Consider the following 19395-nt stretch of genomic DNA (forward strand, 5'->3'; position numbering starts at 1 on the left):
GCCGGCGGGGCACGTCAGTCCGAAGTGATCTGGACCTCGGGGACGTCGTCCTCGGGATCGTCGATGTCGAGCCCGTCCTCCTCATCGAGATCCACACCAGACAGACAAACGTCGCCGTCGTCGATGACGAGCTTGACCGGCAGCAGCGCCCCGCCCTGACAAGGCCCAATGAAGCACCGCCCGGTATCGAGATCGAACTGCGCGCCATGCTGGCTGCAGACGAGGAAGTTGCCCTCCTCATCCATGAACTCGCCCGGACGCTTGTCTAGCCGCGCGCCTTGATGCGGGCAGGCATTCTCGAATCCGTAGAAGTTGTTGCCTTTACGCGTGACCAGGATCGGCCAGGGCTTCGCGCTGCCATCCGGATCGCGCCGCTGCAGCACGAAGCCGCGCGCGCTGCCGTCATCGACTTCGTAGGTCGCGCAGATCGCAAACAGCGTGTTCATCAGCAGTCTCCCATCGCCGCGCAGCGGATCAGGCACACGCAATGCGCTCGAAGCGAACCTCGACGCGCGCACGCGGCAGGACGCCGGCGTATGGCGCATCCGCGACATTGCGGGGTGCCAGTACGGATCGCAGCAAGGGCCGTGCCAGGCGATATCGATGGCCGCCGAGCGCAGTCTCAGGTCAGGGGCAGGCCGAGCCGGCCAATTCCGGGAAACTTCAGAGCCGGCCGACGCACATCAAGGCCGAGGACCCCGCCGAAGACGTTCAACTCCAGCCCTTCGATCCAGCCCACGGTGAAGCCGAGATAGCCTCCCAGTGAGACGAACAGACCGGTTCCGGAAGCCGTACGTCCCCACCACCCGTCATAGGGGAAGTCCTTGCCGATCGCAGTCGGCGGCAGCACCGCGTTCAGCTCAGGAACGGCGTTCAGAGCCGCCTGCACGAAGGTGTTCGAGTTCGGTCCGGGCCACGCATTGTAGTCGCCATAGGCGCGGAAGCGATAGCCCTCGATGACGCTGCGAATCCTCGGAATCACACGCTCGGCCTCGTCACCATCAACGGCCAGCACGGTTTCCGGCAGCGCACCGAACCAGCGCCCGTCCGGTGCGAAGCCGTCGATGCGGATCGGCTCGCCCCACGCCGTGTAGTCGTAGCGTGTGTAGCGCCGGGCGCCCTTGTCCTTGACGACGATCCAGGTGTGGACCGCGAAGATGCCGCGCCAGCGCACCGTCCGTGCAGCGAACACGCGAACGACGGCATCGACGTTCTGTTCGGGAGGCGGCAGCAATCCCGCGCTCGACCGGTCCGCCGTCTGCCAGCCGCTCCCGCGGTCGCTGCGCAGATAGTTTGCGGCGGATAGTGAGATCGGGGCGACGAGGAGCAGCAGGAACAGAAGCACGAGCTTTTTCACGGCAGCTGAGGATGGCATTCAATTGCAGGACGACCACACGCATATAGTCATCGCCTCCGCCTATCGCCATCCACGAACCCGGGCGTTTCCGCGCCTCCGCGTCGATCCCGGGCTGCGTCAATGTCGCCGGAAACCACCGCCGGGCCCGGAACGACCACCGCCCCGGCCGACGCTTGCGCCCATGCGCGGCCCACTCATGGCGGAATTTCCGAAATGGGGGGCTGCTGCGCCGGGGAGCGCTCCTCCCCCGCTCATGGCGCGCATGCCGCCCATTTGCGCACGTGCACCCTGCGACGGGCCGCTGATGCGCCCCATGGAAGGCTGCACGATGCTGACAGGCATCGCGCTCTGCGCATTGCCGGCCGGCATTCGCGGTCCGGCGAGACCTGTGGTTTGTGGTGCAGGCGAGCCTGCCGCCATGCGCGGCGGCGTGGGCTGACCGCCGGCTCCGGTCGTCGCGCCGGCGACGGCGTGCCCCATCCCGGCAGGACCGCGACCGGCACCACCAGGGTTTATGCCGGGCTGCTGCGGATTTTGCGCCATCGCTGGCGGATGGTGACGCGAGTAGCGGTTCCAGAACGCATGGCGATGAAACCACGGCCGTCCGAAGTAGAAGCTGCTCCAATACGTGGTCAATACGAACGGCGCCACCGGCACGTATTCCACATATTCGGGCAAAGAGACGTACTGCTCACGATAGAGATAAGCGAGCGCCTTCGCCGCCACCCAACCGCGTTCGCCGTCGATGCTGACATCACACCAGGCCCCACCCTGGATGCAGCCGTGGATGGTGACACGTGTGCCCGCCGGAATGCGCTCGACGACCGGAAAGCCGGCGCCCGGTCCTGCACGCATCGTGGCCGGTTTGCGCAGCAGCCCCGGAGCAGCCGCAGCCAGCGACACGGACGTTGTGAGCATCAGCGCGGCGACGAGACACGTTTTGAGCTTCAGCACGAGCACCTCCTGTCCGCTTCCGGCGGCGCATCGCCCGCGCATGGGACGTTGGCCGCTCCGGCATGAACACGACAGGACGGTGACAGTCTATCGCGGCAACCTCACGGCAATCCCATGGAGGCAACGGTATGTCAGCGTGTCAGGACCGCGCTCGCGGCGGACTGCGCGTCAGGGCGCGCCGTTGTGCGAAAGGATCTGGGCGACACCGCCCAATCCGCGGCGAAACGCTTCATCGAACGTGACACCACGAAACTCCCAGTGATGCTCCGCGCCTGCCGCATCAAGCTGCCATTGCGCGACCCAGCCGAGCTCGGCATCGTCCCAGGTAAGCCGGCCCAGCAACGTCGCCTCGGCGCCCGGTATCGTCGCAGCGAGGGTTGCAGGAGGCAGCTCGGCGCGGCCAAGCGCGATCGAGCCCGCCTGCGATGCAGGGAGGAGCATGGTGAGGCCGCGCTTGCTCGCGGCGGCCCGCAACGCATCGCGCTGAAGATCCGACTGCCGATCGTCGGATGTGACGAGATAGGTCCGGCTGCCCGACGACATCGCCACCACGGCCGCGACCAACGGCCGCGGCGCCAGCCACGGCTTGATGTCGAATGAGCGCAGCAGATCGTCGATCTTGCCGCGATCGAACGACACGGTCAGGTCATAGGGCCGGTCGCGTGTCCCCTGCTCATCGCGCTTCGGCTTGCCCGACATCTGGTCGTGATAGTCGAAGCTCGTGACATATTCGCCCGCCCGCAACTTGAGCGGCGCAAGCCTCTCATCCTCCTTGAGCTGTAAGGCGCCGGACACCTTGATGAGGACATCCTCCAGGCAAAGCGCAAAGCCAGCCCGGCGATTGTCCTCCCCCTGGCCGGTGACGACGGTTTGCGCCCGGTAGAGATCATCGATCCCTGCCCTTGCGACAGGCCACAGACCGACGATCAGCCACAGCGCAACACACCATGCGCAACATCGCTGCAAACGTCCCCGCGTCCGCATCGCGCGTCCTCAGTGGAGCAAAGCTATTTCTGTCGGTCGAGCTTGATGATCGTCTTCGCTCCGGTGCCGTCGGCAGTCGAGAACGTGACGCGATCACCGGCATGAACCTCCTCGATCATCGCATTGTCCTTGACCTTGAACTCCTCGGCCGCGGCGTTTGCTCCCACTGTTCCAGCCTGAACGCGCTTGATGGCGACGGTTCCATTCAGACGGTTGATGCCCGTCACGACACCTGCAACGCCTTGGTCCGCGGCAAGCGCAGGAAGGCTCGACACGAGAGCCGCAACCGCGGCCAGAGTGATCGTTGCTGCTTTCATCGCTGTTCTCCTGCTTGATCGCGGCAGACAAGACGCTGCGCCGCTCTTTTGGTTCCGGCTGCCAGCCTATCAGCCCCGAGTGCAATCACACATGAACGCGGCCATTCGAGCCACCGCATTCATCTGCGCGCCTCATTCTGTCGCGTCCATGCGCAGGTCGGCCTTCAGGCATCCTGCAGACAGCCCGTCTCATTTAGTCATTTTCGATGGTTTGTCATCACACGCATGGGTGCCATCGCGGCGCAGAAACTCGTAACGTCGAATTCATCATTGCGTCATGATGCGCCTTGACAGCATCGGCGCACAGGAGGAGCATCGCGATGCCGTCTGCTCGCAGCAGCGACCCAACGGCAGCAAGCAAACCGGATTGCAAGGAGGCTCTATGACTCCACCTCCGTACCAGAACCGCTGAATGCGACGGTATCGCTTCGGACCATCGCATAGCGGCAACTCACGAACGGCACGCCGGGACGCGGCTTAGAGGGCTGCATCAGCGAGGCATGGCCCCTTGCCGGCCCGGCGCTGTGCCGTGAGCGACGAATTTTCGATGCGGAAGCCTCTTCGATGCGGAAGTCTCCATTGGACTCGTTGCCGCCGGGCAACTGAGTCGTGAGTTGGTGATTGCGCAAAGCCGCAGAGAGCGCGCATCGATATAACGCCATCCATAGCGCCAATGGACATCGCAAGGAGCAAAATCCGCTCACGCTCTCAACAGCCGGACATTGCTGCACCACGCCCATTGCACGCGACATACCGTGCTGGCGTGCGGACGCTTCCTCAAGCGCAGAACTCTTTCTTGAGCGTAGAACTCTTCCTTGAGCGTAGAGCTGAAGTGTCACAAGCAACGGCGGATCCGCGTGATCCGCCGCGCCTTCACTCCGCTGCGCACCGCAGCTACTTGTTGTAGTCGTAGAAGCCCTTGCCGGTCTTACGTCCGAGTTGCCCTGCGGCCACCATTTCCTTCAGCAGTGGCGCCGGGCGATATTTGGGATCGTTGAAGCCGTTGTAGAACACCTCCATCACCGACAACATCGTATCGAGTCCGATCAGGTCCGCGAGCGCCAGCGGGCCGATCGGATGATTGCAGCCGAGCTTCATGCCTTCGTCGATATCGGCAGCGGTGGCAATCCCTTCCGAATAGGCGAAGATGGCTTCGTTGATCATCGGGCACAGGATGCGGTTCACGGCGAAGCCGGGACTGTTCTTGGCGGTGATTGCAACCTTGCCGATCCGCTTGGCGAAGTCGGCCGCCGCAGCGTGGGTGGCATCGGAGGTCTGCAGGCCGCGGATCAGCTCGAGCAGCGCCATCATCGGCACGGGATTGAAGAAGTGCATGCCGATGAAGCGGTCTGGCCGGTCGGTCGCGGTGGCGAGCTTGGTGATCGAGATCGACGAGGTGTTGGTGGCGATCAGAGCTTCGGGCTTCAGGCCGGCGCAGAGGTCCTTGAGGATCTTGTGCTTGAGCTCCTCGTTCTCGGTCGCGGCCTCGATCACCAGATCACAGCTCGACAGCTTGGCCTTGTCCGTTGTGCCGGAGATCAGCGACAGCGCCCTGTCCTTGTCGGCGGCGGTCATCTTGTCCTTCTTGACCAGGCGATCGAGGCTCGAGCCGACGGTGGCGAGCCCACGCGCCACCGCCTGCTCGGAAATATCAACCATGACGATTGGCAGGCCGGCCGCCGCGCACACCTGCGCGATGCCGTTGCCCATGGTGCCTGCTCCGATGATGCCGACCGTCTGAATCATTGCCGATGCCTCTCTCCTGTCGCTCGGGACCTCGTCCCGCAGTCAGGTGTTGCTTAACAGGCTATCGCCCCGCCCGGTAGGCCCCAGCAAGCCACCGGCGACGCCTCCGGAGGGGCCCGGCCTGAGCAGCCCGTCGAGCGGCACCGGGGCGCATCGACCTGGAACGGATGCATCACCCTCTCGTTGATCGTGCACTCGGCCGATGAGATCGGTCGGGACGAGCAGCGCGGGAGGCGAACGATGGACGGCGGAGCAGCAACATTCTGGGGTTGGGGGATCGGCATCGTCATCCTCGGCCTCGTCCTTGCTTATGCAGCGACGCGGTCCGGACGGCTGCGTCCCGGCGAGCGTGCCAGGCTCGACGAGAACACGCGTGCGTCGATCGCGGCGCACGATCAGGCCGAGCGCGCCAGCGGCGCCGGGTCGCGCGTCCCCGGAATGCAGAGCAACACACCCTACGCCCTGCTGATCCCGATCGTCGTGGTTGCCGCCGCCATCGTGCTGATGTTCTGGTCGTTCGCCGGCGACAAGGGTCCACGGCAGGACACGCAGGCGACCAGCCAGCAGACCACCGGCACTGCGGCCCCGAAGCAGAGCGCCCCGGCGGCCGCCGCGCCGACCGCCCCAGGCAACGATACGGCCAGCGACAGTGCGCGAGGAAAGGGCCCGCTCAACCAGAGCCGTTGAGGCTGTCGCGCAGCGCGCTCTGACATGGCGTCCAGCGGCTGCCCACTCATGGGCGTGCTCGCCGGCACTGCATCAGGTCGCGAGAATTGGCGCTCACGCGCAGTTGAGATGGAGGACGGAATGGGACTGGCTCAATACGCAATCGTCGCGGTCGAAGATCACTGGAGCGTGCTGCACGACGGCAATGTCCACGGCGACTACGCGACCAAGGAAGCCGCATTCGAGTCGGCGGCAGCGGCGGCGACGCTGGCGCTCAAGCAAGGGCACGAGGTTCATCTGAGCGTGCCCGGCAATGATCCGGACAGGTCAAACAACTAATCAGCTCGGCGGAGATTGTTTCGGAAACCGACTTCCGCGCATCGTGAACTGCACGCTAACGTGTGTTAGCGACACGAACGCGCCGTGGCCGCATTTTTCTGTCCAGAATGACAGGAGTTCGGCCATGGCCATCAAGAGGAACCGGAGCAAGCAGATCATCCCGTTCGCGGAACGTCTGCAGCAGGCCGCCGCGGCCGCGCGCGATGCAGCTGAGCTGCTACCTGCGGGCCAGGAACGCGACATTCTGTTGAAGAAGGCGCTTCAGGCCGAGACCGCCGCCCACATCAACGAGCTGTTGAGCGCCCCGATCATGCAAGCTGCTGACAGATAGCGCCCTCTGTCTCTACGGCAGAGAACCGTATAGCGTTAAATGCCCTCGCCTGCTGGACCGTGCCCCTGCCGAGGAACCCGACCGCATCCAAACGCTTGGATCGGGTGACAGACAGGGTGTCCCGGCGAGGGTAATGATGGCGCGGATCGTGGTCGGCACATCGGGATGGCACTACGCCTCCTGGCGCGGCGCCTTCTTTCCCTCCGGCCTGCTGATCAAGCATCAGCTGCCCTACTACGCGACTCAGTTCGAGACCACAGAGCTGAACGGCGTGTTCTATCGAACCCCCACCGAGGCGGCCGTTCGCAGCTGGCGTGATCAGACCGGGCCGGACTTCGTCTTTGCCTGGAAGGCCTCCAAGTTCATCACGCATTGGAAGCGCCTGTCCGAGCGCTCGGTGAACAGCATTGCGCTGATGGAGGGCCGGATGGCGCTGCTCGGCGACAAGGCCGGCCCCGTGCTGTTTCAGCTGCCGCCGCAGTTCGAAGCGAATCTCGATCGACTGCGATCGTTCCTGCCGCTGTTGCCCACGCACAGGCGCTACAGTTTCGAATTCCGCCACCCGAGCTGGTACACGCCTTCCATCATCCGCCTGCTGCGGGAGGCGAACATCTCGCTGTGCTTGTCTGACCATCACGATGCCCCGGCCCCCTGGAAACGCACCGCCGATTTCGTCTATGTGCGCGGCCACGGCCCGGGCGGCCGCTACAAGGACAACTATCCAGCCGCAAAGCTCGAGGAATGGGCCAGGCGTATCCAGGCATGGTCGGCGCACGGCATCGACGTCTACGTCTATTTCGACAATGACCAGAAGAGTGCCGCCCCCGCCGATGCCCTGCGGCTGCGCGCCATGCTCGGCGCAGGATACAGCCGCTCAGGCCGCAGCTCGCGCCGGCCTTCCGCGGAACATCGCGTCCCGCTCACGGTTTAGTCCTCAACCCCTGAGCAAGAGGAACGATCATGAAGCGCACCATCATTGCCGTCGGCTGTCTTGTGCTGGCCGGCCCCGCTCTGGCGCAATCGGTCGGAGAGAAGACCGGCGTCAATTCGGCGCTCGGCATCGCGCCGAGCACGGAAGATTTCGTCAAGCAGGTCGCCATCAGCGACATGTTCGAGCTGCAATCGAACGAGCTCGGCGAGGAGAAAGGCAACGCACAGGAGAAGAGCTTCGCCGCGCAGATGGTGAAGGACCACACCAAGACCTCGAGCGAGCTCAAGAGCATGGTCGACAGCGGCAAGGTCAAGGTGCAGCTTCCCGCCGGCCTCGACAGCGCGCATCAGAGCAAGCTCGACAAGCTGAAGGCAGCCAAAGGCAAGGACTTCAGCTCCGATTTCGACGACATGCAGGTCAGCGCCCACAAGGACGCGGTGTCGCTGTTCGAGCGCTATGCGAAGGGCGGCGACAATCCCGAGCTGAAGGCGTGGGCCGGCAAGACCCTGCCCGCCTTGCAGCACCATCTCGAGATGGCGCAAACGCTCGACAAGGCCAAGTAGTTCTCCGCAGGTATTTCACCTCGGGCAGGCCGCGTTGCCGGATGCCGCGACGCACGGCACGCGCAAATCATGAAATGAAGGGCGCCGGATCGAAGAGGTCCGGCGCCCTTTGGTCGCTACTGTGTTGCCTTTCGCCTCAGGCCGCCCGGACCGAGCCCAGGAAGCGCGCCACTTCGCGCTTCAGCCGGCTGCTTTCGCCGGCCAGCGATTTGGCCGCATTCAGCACCTGCGCGGAAGCCTGGCCGGTTGCGCTCGCGCCACGCTGCACGTCGGTGATATTGGCCGAAACCTCCTGCGTCCCGTGCGCGGCCTGCTGAATGCTGCGCGAGATCTCCTGCGTCGCGGCGCCCTGCTCCTCCACGGCGGAGGCAATCGTCGAGGCGATCTCCGACATCTTCTCGATGGTCTCACCGATATCGCGGATCGCGTTCACGGACTCCTGCGTCGCGGCCTGGATGCCGTTGATCTGGTGGCTGATCTCATCAGTTGCCTTGGCGGTCTGCTCGGCCAGCGCTTTCACCTCGGAAGCCACGACGGCAAAGCCACGCCCGGCCTCACCGGCTCGCGCCGCCTCGATGGTCGCATTCAGCGCCAGCAGGTTGGTCTGACCCGCGATCGAATTGATCAGCTCCACGACGTCGCCGATGCGCCCGGCGGCCTTGGCAAGCTCGCCGACACGGTCGTTGGTCCGCTGAGCCTGCTGAACGGCTTCGTTGGCGACACGGGCGGAGTCCTGCACCTGGCGGCTGATCTCCGTCACCGACGAGGACATCTCCTCCGTCGCAGATGCGACCGACTGCACGTTGGTGGAGGCCTCCTCCGATGCCGAGGCCACGGTGGTCGCCAGCCGCTCCGACTGCTCGGCGGTGGTGGTGAGCGTTCCGGCCGAGCTTTCGAGCGCATTGGAGGCCGACGATACCACGTCCACGATTTCGCTGATGACCGCCTCGAATTCCCGGGTGATCGTATCCACCCGCTGTCCGCGCTGGATCTTCGCCTCAGCCTCGCTTGCTGCCGCACGATCGGCTTCCTTCTTCGCCAGCAGCGCGTCCTTGAACACCTGCAGCGAAGCGGCCAGCGTCCCGATCTCATCCTGGCGATCGCTGGCCGGAACGATCACGTCGTCACGGCCGGCGGCGAGGTCGCCGACGACCCCGGTCAGGGCTGCGAGCGGCGAGATCACGCGGCGGCGGAGCATGAAGGTGACGACACCGAGCATGCCGAGCAGCGCGATGACGGCACCCCCGCCGATACCCAGCATGAAGAAAGCGTCGTCGCGCGCGGCTTCGGCGCGCGCCCTCGCCTCGGACAGGGCGTTGTCGCGGACCGACAGGAATTTCCCGATCGGCGGCACGACCGTGCCGCCAAGTTGCTCCGGAGTGAGGCTGTAACCGGTGTTGGCGCGCGAGGCCGCGATCTCCTTTTCGATCAGCCCAGCGGCATTGTTGAAATAGGCGTCGACGGCTTCCGTCATGGCCTGCGCGACCCTGGGCGGATTCCCGAGCTGGTCGATGCTCGACTCGATCCGCTCACGATCGACCTCGACCCGGCCCTGCGCGCGATCGATGTTCGACTGCTCGGCGGGGTTCAGCGGCCTCTTGGCGCCGATGGCCGGAACGAGCATGGCGGCACGGCCGCCGGCGGTGATGCGCAGGTCTTGCGTGATGCGCGCGATCGACAGCAGCGGCGTCAGCGAGGCATCTGCGCTCGCGACGCGATTTTCCAGGCGGTTCAGCAGCGGCTCGATGGTCTTCAGGACGTCGGCGAGCGCCGGCAGGAAGCCTTTCATCGCCGCCGGATCACGCGCATTGACGGGCAGCTTGACGGCGCGGTCGACCGTCGTGCGCACGTCGGTCAGCTTCGTCCTCGCGGCATTGAGGCCATCGAGAATGACCTGGCTGTCGGAGAGATTCTCGACCGCGGCCTTTGCCTTGAGGAAGGCTGCGTCCACCTGCTGTCCGGCCTTGTCCAAGGCGTCCTGCTGCGCCGGAGTAGCCGGCGTGTCCTGGAACATCGGCGTTACGAACGGCGCGCGCAATGCAGCAACTGATTGTCCGGCGAGGAGCACGGCGCCGAACCCGTCCACCGACTTGATCGCTTCGGTCCTGCTCGCATAGGCGCGATACTGAGTGACCAGGACTTCGCCTCCGAGCACACAGGCCAAGGCCGTGACCGATAGCATCGAGACCGCGAAGAGCTGACCGACTCGCATGATTCATTCCCGGTTTATGATGTGTTGAAATTAGGCAGCGGAGCCTAAAGGGGGATTAATCTCGGGACGTCGGCGGTCGCCAGATTGTCGCGGGACTCCTTCGTTCCCCGTAGTTCACCGGGCTCTCGCGATGATCCAATGTCGTTTCGCGCTCGCCGGTGTTGCAACACGATCTCATCCGGAACGACGCTGTCATCGTTCCCGGCGCTCATGCAAAAAGAAGCGCGGTTGACGAGGTATCATGCTAACATAAGTTATTGTAGTCGCAGCACATGGAACCCCTATAAGCAATCCCGGGGGAGCCGCTCTTTGAGTCATCTTGTCCGCAAGCTCGAAAACTTCGTCCGCCTCTCTGCGGCCGACCGCCTGATGCTCAACCGCGCAGCGGCGCAGCGGGTCAGGACCTTTGCACCACGCACCGACATCGCCCGCGAAGGCGAGAAACCGAAGGATGTCCATCTCATCCTGAACGGCTGGGCCTGCCGCTACAAGCAACTCGAGGATGGCCGTCGTCAGATCGTCTCGTTCTTCCTGCCCGGCGACATCTGCGACCTCAACATCTTCATCCTGCGCGAGATGGACCATTCGATCGGCACCATCACTCCAGTCTCGATCGCCGATTTGTCGCGCGAGTTCTTCGACGAGATCAGCACCGGCTATCCGCGCATCGCCACTGCATTCTGGTGGGAAACCCTGGTCAACGCTGCCATTCAGCGCGAGTGGACGATGAATCTCGGACAGCGCACCGCGTCCGAACGAATGGCACATCTGCTATGCGAGCTGTTCTTCCGGCTACGTCTCGCGGGCCTCGCCGAGGATAACGGCTGCAGTTTCCCGTTGACTCAGGCGGATCTGGCCGAGGCAACCGGGCTGTCGAAGGTCCACGTCAATCGTACGCTTCAGGAATTGCGGGCCAACAACCTGATCGTGCTCAAGGGCAAGATGCTGGTGCTGCCAGATCTCGAGCGCCTGATGAGCGCCGGCCTGTTCAATGCGAATTATTTGCATTTGGATCGAGAAGGTCGTCAGCTCGATGCGAATGAGTAAGGCGTTCCGGGCACTGCCGCATACGACTTGCGCGAGGCTGGCCGGCTCGGGCACTCTGCCTGGGAAACGGCGATGGTTGAACAGCGCATGGCTGACGGGCCTTTTGAGCAGGAGATCGTGCAGCGCCTCGGGCTGATGCCGAATCTGTTCCGGCCAACGCCCTCGGCGCCCGAGACCGTGCGGCAGTTGTGGCAGCTCGCGAAATGCGCCTATCTCGATGCGCCATTGCCGGCGCTGTTCAAGGAGCGGCTTGCGGTCCATCTCTCACGCCTCAACGGGTCGTCCTATTGCCTCACCCGGCATTTCGCCTTCCTGATCGGGCTGGGCACCCCCGCCCCGGATGCGGCATTTCAGCCGGAGACGCTCGATCAGGCCCGCGCTCTGCTCTCGCTTCCGCTCGCGGATCCCGCGCGCATCACGGCGGCGCTGACCCGTCTGGAGGCGGTCGAGGGCCCCATCGACATTCCTGAGCCACGCAGCGACGGCGAGGCCGACGTGCTCGACGCGGCTTCGGCCATGTTCGTTTCGAGCCAGGCGGCCGCTCGCTCGAGGCTGGCGCTTCGCAAGGCGTTCGGCGAGCCCCGCTTCGAAGTCCTGACGGCGTTCATGGCCTATCTGCGCATGGCGCATTTCTGGGCCGACGCCCATCCCGAGCTCTCGCTCGATCCCGACGTGCTGGCACTCACACGGTCGGACCCGGATCTCGCCATTCGCCTGACCTGCGGTGAGCCGCGCCACCACGACATGCCGGCGCCTGCCAAGCCCGGTGCAAACGGCAGCGAGGCCAGCGCGCATCGATTGCAGCGCATCCTCGAGATCGACTCGGTCGGCGTGTTATTCTTCGATCATGTCGAGGGCACGCTGATCGATGCGAACGACGCATTCTTCAACATGACCGGCTATTCGCGCGAGGAGGTCGCGAACCGCCAGTTGACGTGGCAGCGCATGACACCGCCAGAATGGCGCGTCAGCTCTGCCGCCCAGATCGACCTGCTGCAGCGGACCGGCCGGATCGGTCCATACGAGAAGGAGTATTTCCGCAAGAACGGCGAGCGCACCTGGATGATGTTCGCCGGCCGCGACATTGGCGACGGCACCCTGGTCGAGCTCGCGATGAACATCGACGACCGCAAGCGGACCGAGGCCGCGCTGCGCGACAGCGAGACGCGCTTCCGCCAGTTCGGCGAGGCGTCCTCCGACGTGTTGTGGATCCGGGACGCAGACCGCCTGCATTGGGAATATCTCAGCCCCGCATTCGAGGCGATCTATGGAGTCCCGCGCGCGGTCGTGCTCCAAGGCGATCATATCACGCCATGGACCGATCTGATGCTGGCCGAGGATCGACCGCGGGCCGTCGAGAGCCTCGACCGTGCCCGGCGGGGCGAGCGCGACAGCTTCGACTTCCGCATCATCCGACAGACGGACGGTGCGATCCGCTGGCTGCGAATCCGTAGTTTCCCGATGGTCGATGCGACCGGTCACGTCCAGCGAATCGGCGGCATCACCCAGGACATCACCGCAGTCGTGTCGGCCAACGAGCACCAGAAGTTCCTGCTGGCCGAGTTGCAGCACCGGGTGCGCAACCTGCTCGCCGTGATCCGCTCGATCATCAGGCGCACCGGCGACAGCAGCGACAGCGTCGAGGATTTCGCAGGCCATCTCGAGGGGCGCATCTCCGCACTGTCGCGCATCCAGGCCGTGATCACGCGCGATCCGGTCGCCGGCTTCGATCTTGCCGAGCTGATCGCCGATGAGCTACGCGCAGGCGCCGCGCGCGAGGACCGGCAGTTCTCGCTGGCGGGTCCCTCGCTCCGGATCAAGGCGAAGGCGGCCGAAAGCATCGGGCTTGCTATGCACGAGCTCGCAACCAATGCGCTGAAATACGGCGCGCTGACCGTTCCGCGGGGCTTCATCAGCATCGAATGGCGTCTCGACGAGCGCGACGCGACCCGTTCTCTCGTGATCGACTGGACCGAGACCGGGATGTCCGGGCACCGGCTCACAGCGAGCAGGCAGGGATTCGGAACGGTGCTGCTCGAGCAGATGCTGCCCTATGATGTCGGCGCGCAAGTGACGCGCCGTTTCGAGCCGAGCGGCCTGCGGTGCGAGATCAGGCTGCCGGCCGACGATATCCTCAAGCGCTGACCGGTCGGCAAGGATCGCCGAGCGTACAGGGTGGCCGCGGCGCAGCCTTGCGCCATCGGGTAGCCTTCGTCGGTCATTAGGGGTATGCTCATCCTGCAACCTCCCGGACTGCAGTGTCTTGACGGGAGTGTCTTGACTGCCATGCGCTAACTGCCATGCCTTTGCCTTGGTTTGGCCTGATATGGCAGGGAGTGCGGAGTACGCGAGTGAATCGGCCGAGCGTCGGCGCGGCGGAACGATGATGGGGCGTTCCGAGGCATCCGCTCAGGCCACGACCAACACCGTGCACATGCAGAAACATGCGCACGCGGGACAACCGGTATCCAGGTTCTGTGCTGATGCGGCCTCCGGGCCGAGCGTCTCGTGACGTCGTCATCGTCAGACGACCTCGTCACCCGACGCTGTGACCACGAGACGTTGCTGCCACGAGGCGTTGGTACGACGACGTTAGTACGACGACGCGTTGGTAGGACGACACGCTGGTAGGACATGTCGGGTAGGACATGTCGGGACAGAGCCGAGCGCCGCCGCCCGAGGCGGACGACAACGGAGGACGGAGCGTCAATGCTTGCAACGACCACCACCAAAGACGCCGATCAGCAGCCCCATGCCATGATCGATCCCGACATCGTGCTGGCAGCGCGGGCCGACCGGCCAGGCATCGAGGCCGATCGCCGGAGCGCGCAGCGTCCGCCGGAGGTTCCCTCGCCCAAGATCGATCCCGAGTTCCGAACTCAGCCGGCCAGCGGCCTCGCGGAGGTCGAGCGGCGCACCACGGTCGGCACCTGGGTCGTCCGCACCGTTCTGGCCGTGCTGTTCGCCGTGGGCAGCGCGGTTGCAGCAGCCGGCTGGCAGAGCTATGGCGACCAAGCCCAGGAGATGATCGCACACTGGATGCCGCGGATCTCGCTGGCCTCGAATGCCGACAAGGATGCAACTCCGCAGTCGGCAGCGCCAGCGGCGCAGGAGAGCACCGCGGCCGCCCCATCGCAGGCGCAGGAATCCGCGACGGGTGCGATCAGCGCGAGCGCGTCGCAGGAGCAGGCGCAATTGCTGCAATCCATGGCTCACGACCTCGCGGCCCTGACCCAACAGATCGGCGAGCTGAAGACGAGCCTCGCCCAGCTGAGGTCCGGCCAGGAGCAGATGGCGCGCGAGATGGCGCGCGCGGCGGAGGCCAAGGCGTCCGACAAGGCGTCCGAGCGGACGGCCGAAGCGCGGCCGTTCGACCCGCGGGCCATCGAGCAGACGATACGGCCGCGCCCGGCCCCGCGGCCCGCAACCGCCGCCGTGACGCCGGCGCAGCCCGCAGCGGCGGTGCCGCACCGTCCGCGGACGCCCCCACCGTCGTCGGCAGCCAACATGGCTCCGCCGCCCCCGGCGCCGATGGCCTTGCCGTCAGCACCCGCCGATCCGGATCAGCCGGTCGTGCGCCCGCCGATGCCGGTGCGCTGACGCCGCTCGGCGCAGCGCTCACAGACATCTCTACCATCAACCGCAGCGGGGTTGATGCAGCGGCCCGATGCACTTGTCGCGACGAGGCTTTCCGAGCTAAGGAACTGCGCCAGAAAAGCCTATCTGCGAGGGGTTCATGAGCCTGACCGATCCGACCGTTCTTTCCACCTCCGACCTCGCCGACCGCATCGCGATCCTGCGCGACAACATTCGCCAGATCACCGAGCAGGCCGCCTCGCAGTCGGGCGCCGCCGACGAGGAGCGCAACGCCGACCGTCTGGCCCAGCAGAGCGAGGAGCTGGAGATCCTGCTCAAGGAGCAGGAGCGCCGCCTCAACAAATAGGCCGCTGCCGGCGCGATCAATTCGCGCTTGCTGCACTGCCCTCGTTGTTGATCGCGCCGCAGTCCGAGGCTAGCCTTGCCGAAAATACTTGCCGAAAATAAACGGGAGGTCTGCTCGGTATGCGTTCCAAATTGACCATTGCGGCACTGCTGGTGAGCGCGGCCGTGGCTCCGGCCAGCGCCGAGCCCCGCCATGTCTACACGACCATGGTGCTGGAGGCGTTCGCCACCAAGGTCGAATGCCCCGGCATCGACGTCGCCTATCAGGATCTGGTGAAAAAGGCGCAGGACATGCAGATGCCTGACGGCACCACCGAAAAGGTCCGTAAGGCCATCGCCTACATGCACACCGGCGGCAAGATGGGCGAGAAGCAGGACGACGATCTGATGGCGGAGGTGGCCGTCGCCACGCAGGCCATCGACCTGGATCAGCGTCGCATGGGCATGACGAACTGGTGCGAGGCACACAAGAAGACCCTCGCCGGCTTCATCCGCCCCAAGAGTTGAGATCGAGGGCTGAGACCACGAGCCAAGAGCATGGCCTGAGCACGCTCGACGATGCGCCGGCTGCGGCGCACGCAATGGGGTGCGTCTCCAAACACGGATGCTGGCGCGTCCGGTAAACCGCTGCGGCAGCCTGCATCGGACGGCCGGATAACCTTCGCCGCCTGCGAAGGAACCCGAACGGCCGCCGATGCTTGGCTCAGTCTCATCGCCGCCGCGGAGCAAAGCCATGCGCATCGAGACCGCCTTTCTGTTCGACCTCGACGGCACCCTGGTCGACAGCGTCTACCAGCATGTGCTGGCGTGGAAGACGGCGCTCGATGCCGAGAACATCGAGCTGTCGGTATGGCGCATTCATCGCAAGATCGGCATGAGCGGCGGGCTGTTCACCAACCAGCTGCTGCGCGAGACCGGCTTCGCGATGGAGCCGGACCGGATCGAGCGGCTCAGGTGCGCGCATGCGGCGGCCTACCAGGAACTCGGACGGCAGGTCCGTCCCCTGCCCGGGGCCCGCGAGCTGCTGGCCTTCCTGACCGATGCCGGCATCCCCTGGGCGATCGCGACATCAGGCCGGATGGAGACGGCCGCCGTCAACCTCGCAGCGCTGGGCGTCGATCCCAAGCAGAGCCCGGTCGTCACGCGCGACGAAGTTCGCTACGCCAAGCCCGATCCCGACCTGTTCCTGGCGGCAGCCGCCCGCCTGGACGTATCGATCGAGCGCGCCGTGGTGGTCGGTGACAGCATCTGGGACATGCTGGCCGCAACGCGCTGCCGGGCGCTCGGCGTCGGCCTCCTGAGCGGCGGCTATGGCTCGGAGGAATTGCGGCAGTCCGGAGCGATCCGCGTCTACGAGGATCCGGCCGACCTCCTCGGCCATATCGACGAGGTCGGCGGCCGGCGCTAGCCGCTCTCAGCTCTGCGGGCCGGACAGCGAGATGTCGCGCTCGGCGCGGAACACGTTGGCGTAGAGATTGGCGATCCACTGCCGCCCCGTCGATGTCATGTTGAGATAGCGGATCTCGGTCTGGATGTGGGGCGCGACGCTGTTCCAATAGAACTGCGGATAGCGATTGACGATATCGGCGGGCGAGCCGTAGCCCAGCTGCCGGTTGATGCCGACCTCCTCGAATTCGTGATACAGCGCATTGGCCTTGCGGATGTAGTTGGGATCGCCGAGCTGGCCGATCAGATCGGCGGCGCGCACGATCGACTGCTCCTCGTCGAACAGCTGGCCGGCGAGCGGCGGAAAGCGCGTGCCTTCGATGGCGCGGGCGATGCGATCCTTGTCGAGCGGCGCCATGCCTTCGATGCGGTTGATCACGTACAGCTTGGATCGGTCGACGTGATACGGCATCAGGCTGGCATCCGATGAGCCGCGCGGCAGACAGATCTTGCGGCCGCCGCGATCGACGACGAACCCGTCGCTGTCGTCTTCCTTGAACAGACCTCGGACATAGCCGATGTCGTGCAGCAGGCAGGCCATGATCACATGGACGTAGTCTTCCGCCGTCATGTGGCTGTGGAGCGCGCGCCCGCGCAGGATTTCGTGGCCAGCCAGCGTGACCAGCAGCGTGTGCTCGACGTTGTGGTACAGCGCATCGCTGTTGCCGATGCATTCCAGCGCGATGCGGGCGGCCGCCGGAAGCATCTCCGACAGCTGAGTGTGGGAGGATCCGAACCGCCGGCGCATATAGGAGCTGAGGAACCGCTCCAACGCCGCTGCCGCGAGCTCCGGTAAGGTCATCATCGCTGCCGCCCCGCCTCAGACAGCTCAAAACACAACGCTAAAGACACAACTCGGCAAAACGCAAATCGCCAGGACGCTGCTAGGAAAGGCACGGCTCAGGACACGGCTCGATGTCGGACGCGAGCGGTCGAACACATCAGGGCGCAACCGCCCGCCTCGCGCGCGGAGCATAGCGCAGGTTGCGGATGTCGGCCACACCCGGATGACGATGCCCGGGAAATTGCGGGCGCCGTCCCATCTCGTTTGGCGGCGGGGCCGCGAACCGGCAGCGAGCCGGATCGCACTCGTCGCAGGCAACGCGAATGCCGCTGCCCGGCCGCAAGGCTCAGGCGACGTCAGCCCGCGGGGTTTCCTCAGGCTGCGCCGCAAGCGCGTCGAGATCGACGAGCGCTGGATCGTCCGGCGTCGGCTCGCTCTGCTGCGGCCCGCTGCCATGGACATGCATCAGCGTCTGCACCCGCCGCGCATTGAGATAGTCGACGTGCTGGTGCGCCAGCGCGAGCGGCAACAGCGCCTTGGGCAGCGCCGTCATGGTGAAGGCGGGAACGCGCTTCACCTCCTCGCCCTCGCGCCAGGTCAGCGGATTGAGCGTGTAGATCATCTGGCGGTCGGTCTCGGGCGCGGGCAATTGCCTGACCTCGGGCGGCGCCAGCAGCGCCACGTTGATGTTGCCCGCCCGCGTGCGCGTCGCCGCCGTGCGCAGCTCCCAGCAGATCAGCTCGGCGGCCGACAGCACCTCGCGGCGGATATCGTCGACATCGGCGGCGAAGCGGCTGGCCTCGGTCAACGCGGCGCGGCCGCGCGTGACCGCGTCCACGAGGGCCGCCGCACCGATCTCGAAGCGCGGAACCGCCTGCTCGATCGCGGACGCCACCGCCTCGATCTCGTTGGCGGCGCGGTCGCGATCGCGCTGCGCCACCGCGTCGGCAAAGGCGCGTTCGGCCAGGACGATCTGCTCGTCGCATTCGGCCACGGACGCGCGCAGCGCCTTGGCCTTGTGCTCGACCGCCTGCATCTTCGCTTCGGCGCGGTCGAGCTGGCCGTTGCTGGCCCCCGCCTTGGCGAGCCGCTCGGCGGCGACGCGCTTCTCCTCCAGCGCCCGCTCGGCGACGACGAGCCGCTCGGTCAGCCGCTGCCGCGCCGCCTGCTTGTCCTTCAGCGCGCGCTCGAAGATCTCGACCGGGCTCAGCTCACGCTTGAAAAAGACCATGGCAATATCCCTGGACGGCGGTCGTGCCGACGACGTTGGTCAACGGCGAATCCGCTGCCGAATCATTGCCTGAATCTTGCGGGCAAATTGGGTCGGAAACCAGGATGAGAATGCGGACGCCCCCTCTTGACGGGCATCCCCTGCCACGAATGCGCGCAGCAGAGTCGGCGCCTGCGCCCGAGCGCGCGGCCGACGATTCACTAAAATCAGAATGATGACCTTAGCTCTGATGCGGTCCGCGCATCATCTTCATGGCTTCCGCAATGTGACGCCATTCTCTGGCCTCCTCCGCCTCGCCGCCCGTCTCGCATCTCTGCGCCTGCTGCGCCGCCTGCGCGATCGCGGCAGGCCCGTGCATCTCGAGCATCTGACGCGCGACGGCATGGATCTGCGTTTCGGACATCATGCGCGGTGCTCCTATCGCCCTGGAATTCGCCGTTAACCACGACGCGCGCGATAAGTTCCAGAATCGCGCAATTGTGTGATTCCGGTCACGGCAGATGCGGTTCCAAAAGGCAACACTGCGCCCGTAATTTACCTTACGT

The 19395-nt window shown here is 65.3% G+C and carries 21 protein-coding genes; 11 read left to right on the forward strand and 10 right to left on the reverse strand.

Features of this window, described 5'->3' with window-relative positions:
- Positions 1–14: 14 nt before the first annotated feature.
- From HL666_RS27870 to HL666_RS27895, 6 genes are all read right to left on the reverse strand, one after another.
- Entirely contained in the window at positions 15–446 is a 432-nt protein-coding gene (locus HL666_RS27870) for a Rieske (2Fe-2S) protein (protein WP_172132124.1), read from the reverse strand.
- A 176-nt stretch (positions 447–622) separates the two neighbouring features.
- Complete coding sequence (locus tag HL666_RS27875) at positions 623–1345, reverse strand: DUF3750 domain-containing protein (protein ID WP_172132072.1); 723 nt, start codon at positions 1343–1345, stop codon at positions 623–625.
- 129 nt (positions 1346–1474) lie between these two features.
- Entirely contained in the window at positions 1475–2311 is an 837-nt protein-coding gene (locus HL666_RS27880) for an SH3 domain-containing protein (protein WP_172132073.1), read from the reverse strand.
- A gap of 168 nt (positions 2312–2479) precedes the next feature.
- A complete protein-coding gene (locus tag HL666_RS27885; protein ID WP_172184734.1) occupies positions 2480–3295 on the reverse strand; it encodes a DUF2066 domain-containing protein in 816 nt (271 codons plus the stop codon).
- Between the two features lie 23 nt (positions 3296–3318).
- Complete coding sequence (locus tag HL666_RS27890) at positions 3319–3612, reverse strand: copper-binding protein (protein WP_172109489.1); 294 nt, start codon at positions 3610–3612, stop codon at positions 3319–3321.
- 894 nt (positions 3613–4506) lie between these two features.
- Positions 4507–5358: a 3-hydroxybutyryl-CoA dehydrogenase gene (locus HL666_RS27895; RefSeq protein WP_172109490.1), complete on the reverse strand. Its 852-nt coding sequence runs from the start codon at positions 5356–5358 to the stop codon at positions 4507–4509.
- Between the two features lie 240 nt (positions 5359–5598).
- Here HL666_RS27895 and HL666_RS27900 point away from each other — a divergent pair, with 240 nt between their 5' ends.
- From HL666_RS27900 to HL666_RS27920, 5 genes are all read left to right on the forward strand, one after another.
- Positions 5599–6045: a hypothetical protein gene (locus HL666_RS27900; protein ID WP_172109491.1), complete on the forward strand. Its 447-nt coding sequence runs from the start codon at positions 5599–5601 to the stop codon at positions 6043–6045.
- Between the two features lie 120 nt (positions 6046–6165).
- Complete coding sequence (locus HL666_RS27905) at positions 6166–6363, forward strand: hypothetical protein (protein ID WP_172109492.1); 198 nt, start codon at positions 6166–6168, stop codon at positions 6361–6363.
- 124 nt (positions 6364–6487) lie between these two features.
- On the forward strand, positions 6488–6694 hold the full coding sequence (locus HL666_RS27910; protein WP_172109493.1) for a hypothetical protein: 207 nt from the start codon (positions 6488–6490) through the stop codon (positions 6692–6694).
- A 136-nt stretch (positions 6695–6830) separates the two neighbouring features.
- On the forward strand, positions 6831–7625 hold the full coding sequence (locus HL666_RS27915; RefSeq protein WP_172132075.1) for a DUF72 domain-containing protein: 795 nt from the start codon (positions 6831–6833) through the stop codon (positions 7623–7625).
- A gap of 29 nt (positions 7626–7654) precedes the next feature.
- A complete protein-coding gene (locus HL666_RS27920) occupies positions 7655–8188 on the forward strand; it encodes a DUF4142 domain-containing protein (protein WP_172109494.1) in 534 nt (177 codons plus the stop codon).
- A 136-nt stretch (positions 8189–8324) separates the two neighbouring features.
- On the opposite strand, the gene HL666_RS27925 is transcribed toward HL666_RS27920, so the two are convergent.
- On the reverse strand, positions 8325–10400 hold the full coding sequence (locus HL666_RS27925; protein ID WP_172184736.1) for a methyl-accepting chemotaxis protein: 2076 nt from the start codon (positions 10398–10400) through the stop codon (positions 8325–8327).
- Positions 10401–10709: 309 nt separating this feature from the next.
- On the opposite strand from HL666_RS27925, the gene HL666_RS27930 reads away from it, so the two are divergent.
- The 6 genes from HL666_RS27930 to HL666_RS27955 all read left to right on the forward strand — a co-directional run bounded on the left by HL666_RS27930 (position 10710) and on the right by HL666_RS27955 (position 16797).
- Positions 10710–11447 carry a Crp/Fnr family transcriptional regulator gene (locus HL666_RS27930; protein WP_172109826.1) on the forward strand — a complete coding sequence of 246 codons (738 nt, stop codon included), beginning with the start codon at positions 10710–10712 and terminating at the stop codon, positions 11445–11447.
- 72 nt (positions 11448–11519) lie between these two features.
- A complete protein-coding gene (locus HL666_RS27935) occupies positions 11520–13592 on the forward strand; it encodes a sensor histidine kinase (RefSeq protein ID WP_172184738.1) in 2073 nt (690 codons plus the stop codon).
- Between the two features lie 564 nt (positions 13593–14156).
- On the forward strand, positions 14157–15047 hold the full coding sequence (locus HL666_RS27940) for a hypothetical protein (protein WP_172132079.1): 891 nt from the start codon (positions 14157–14159) through the stop codon (positions 15045–15047).
- 136 nt (positions 15048–15183) lie between these two features.
- The gene (locus HL666_RS27945; protein ID WP_172109498.1) at positions 15184–15390 is read left to right on the forward strand and encodes a hypothetical protein; all 207 of its coding nucleotides are present in this window, start codon (positions 15184–15186) and stop codon (positions 15388–15390) included.
- A gap of 119 nt (positions 15391–15509) precedes the next feature.
- Complete coding sequence (locus HL666_RS27950) at positions 15510–15896, forward strand: hypothetical protein (protein WP_172109499.1); 387 nt, start codon at positions 15510–15512, stop codon at positions 15894–15896.
- Between the two features lie 226 nt (positions 15897–16122).
- Positions 16123–16797, forward strand: coding sequence for an HAD family hydrolase (locus HL666_RS27955; RefSeq protein ID WP_172184740.1), 675 nt, complete (start codon positions 16123–16125; stop codon positions 16795–16797).
- A gap of 6 nt (positions 16798–16803) precedes the next feature.
- Here the strand turns inward: HL666_RS27955 and HL666_RS27960 are convergent, their stop codons facing one another.
- From HL666_RS27960 to HL666_RS27970, 3 genes are all read right to left on the reverse strand, one after another.
- Complete coding sequence (locus HL666_RS27960; protein WP_172109501.1) at positions 16804–17640, reverse strand: HD domain-containing protein; 837 nt, start codon at positions 17638–17640, stop codon at positions 16804–16806.
- A 325-nt stretch (positions 17641–17965) separates the two neighbouring features.
- A complete protein-coding gene (locus HL666_RS27965; protein ID WP_172184742.1) occupies positions 17966–18850 on the reverse strand; it encodes a hypothetical protein in 885 nt (294 codons plus the stop codon).
- A gap of 220 nt (positions 18851–19070) precedes the next feature.
- Positions 19071–19253 carry a hypothetical protein gene (locus HL666_RS27970; RefSeq protein WP_172109827.1) on the reverse strand — a complete coding sequence of 61 codons (183 nt, stop codon included), beginning with the start codon at positions 19251–19253 and terminating at the stop codon, positions 19071–19073.
- Positions 19254–19395: the final 142 nt, after the last annotated feature.

Origin of the sequence: Bradyrhizobium aeschynomenes, assembly GCF_013178945.1 — a bacterium.
GTDB lineage: Bacteria > Pseudomonadota > Alphaproteobacteria > Rhizobiales > Xanthobacteraceae > Bradyrhizobium > Bradyrhizobium aeschynomenes.

Bases quoted from the DNA above. Each gene is read 5' to 3' on its own strand.
- HL666_RS27905 (WP_172109492.1), top strand. From the start codon at position 6,166: ATGGGACTGGCTCAATACGCAATCGTCGCGGTCGAAGATCACTGGAGC.
- HL666_RS27955 (WP_172184740.1), top strand. From the start codon at position 16,123: ATGCGCATCGAGACCGCCTTTCTGTTCGACCTCGACGGCACCCTGGTC.
- HL666_RS27900 (WP_172109491.1), top strand. From the start codon at position 5,599: ATGGACGGCGGAGCAGCAACATTCTGGGGTTGGGGGATCGGCATCGTC.
- HL666_RS27970 (WP_172109827.1), bottom strand. From the start codon at position 19,253: ATGTCCGAAACGCAGATCCATGCCGTCGCGCGTCAGATGCTCGAGATG.
- HL666_RS27940 (WP_172132079.1), top strand. From the start codon at position 14,157: ATGCTTGCAACGACCACCACCAAAGACGCCGATCAGCAGCCCCATGCC.
- HL666_RS27910 (WP_172109493.1), top strand. From the start codon at position 6,488: ATGGCCATCAAGAGGAACCGGAGCAAGCAGATCATCCCGTTCGCGGAA.
- HL666_RS27960 (WP_172109501.1), bottom strand. From the start codon at position 17,640: ATGATGACCTTACCGGAGCTCGCGGCAGCGGCGTTGGAGCGGTTCCTC.
- HL666_RS27935 (WP_172184738.1), top strand. From the start codon at position 11,520: ATGGTTGAACAGCGCATGGCTGACGGGCCTTTTGAGCAGGAGATCGTG.
- HL666_RS27950 (WP_172109499.1), top strand. From the start codon at position 15,510: ATGCGTTCCAAATTGACCATTGCGGCACTGCTGGTGAGCGCGGCCGTG.
- HL666_RS27895 (WP_172109490.1), bottom strand. From the start codon at position 5,358: ATGATTCAGACGGTCGGCATCATCGGAGCAGGCACCATGGGCAACGGC.
- HL666_RS27915 (WP_172132075.1), top strand. From the start codon at position 6,831: ATGGCGCGGATCGTGGTCGGCACATCGGGATGGCACTACGCCTCCTGG.
- HL666_RS27885 (WP_172184734.1), bottom strand. From the start codon at position 3,295: ATGCGGACGCGGGGACGTTTGCAGCGATGTTGCGCATGGTGTGTTGCG.
- HL666_RS27965 (WP_172184742.1), bottom strand. From the start codon at position 18,850: ATGGTCTTTTTCAAGCGTGAGCTGAGCCCGGTCGAGATCTTCGAGCGC.
- HL666_RS27870 (WP_172132124.1), bottom strand. From the start codon at position 446: ATGAACACGCTGTTTGCGATCTGCGCGACCTACGAAGTCGATGACGGC.
- HL666_RS27925 (WP_172184736.1), bottom strand. From the start codon at position 10,400: ATGCGAGTCGGTCAGCTCTTCGCGGTCTCGATGCTATCGGTCACGGCC.
- HL666_RS27890 (WP_172109489.1), bottom strand. From the start codon at position 3,612: ATGAAAGCAGCAACGATCACTCTGGCCGCGGTTGCGGCTCTCGTGTCG.
- HL666_RS27945 (WP_172109498.1), top strand. From the start codon at position 15,184: ATGAGCCTGACCGATCCGACCGTTCTTTCCACCTCCGACCTCGCCGAC.
- HL666_RS27920 (WP_172109494.1), top strand. From the start codon at position 7,655: ATGAAGCGCACCATCATTGCCGTCGGCTGTCTTGTGCTGGCCGGCCCC.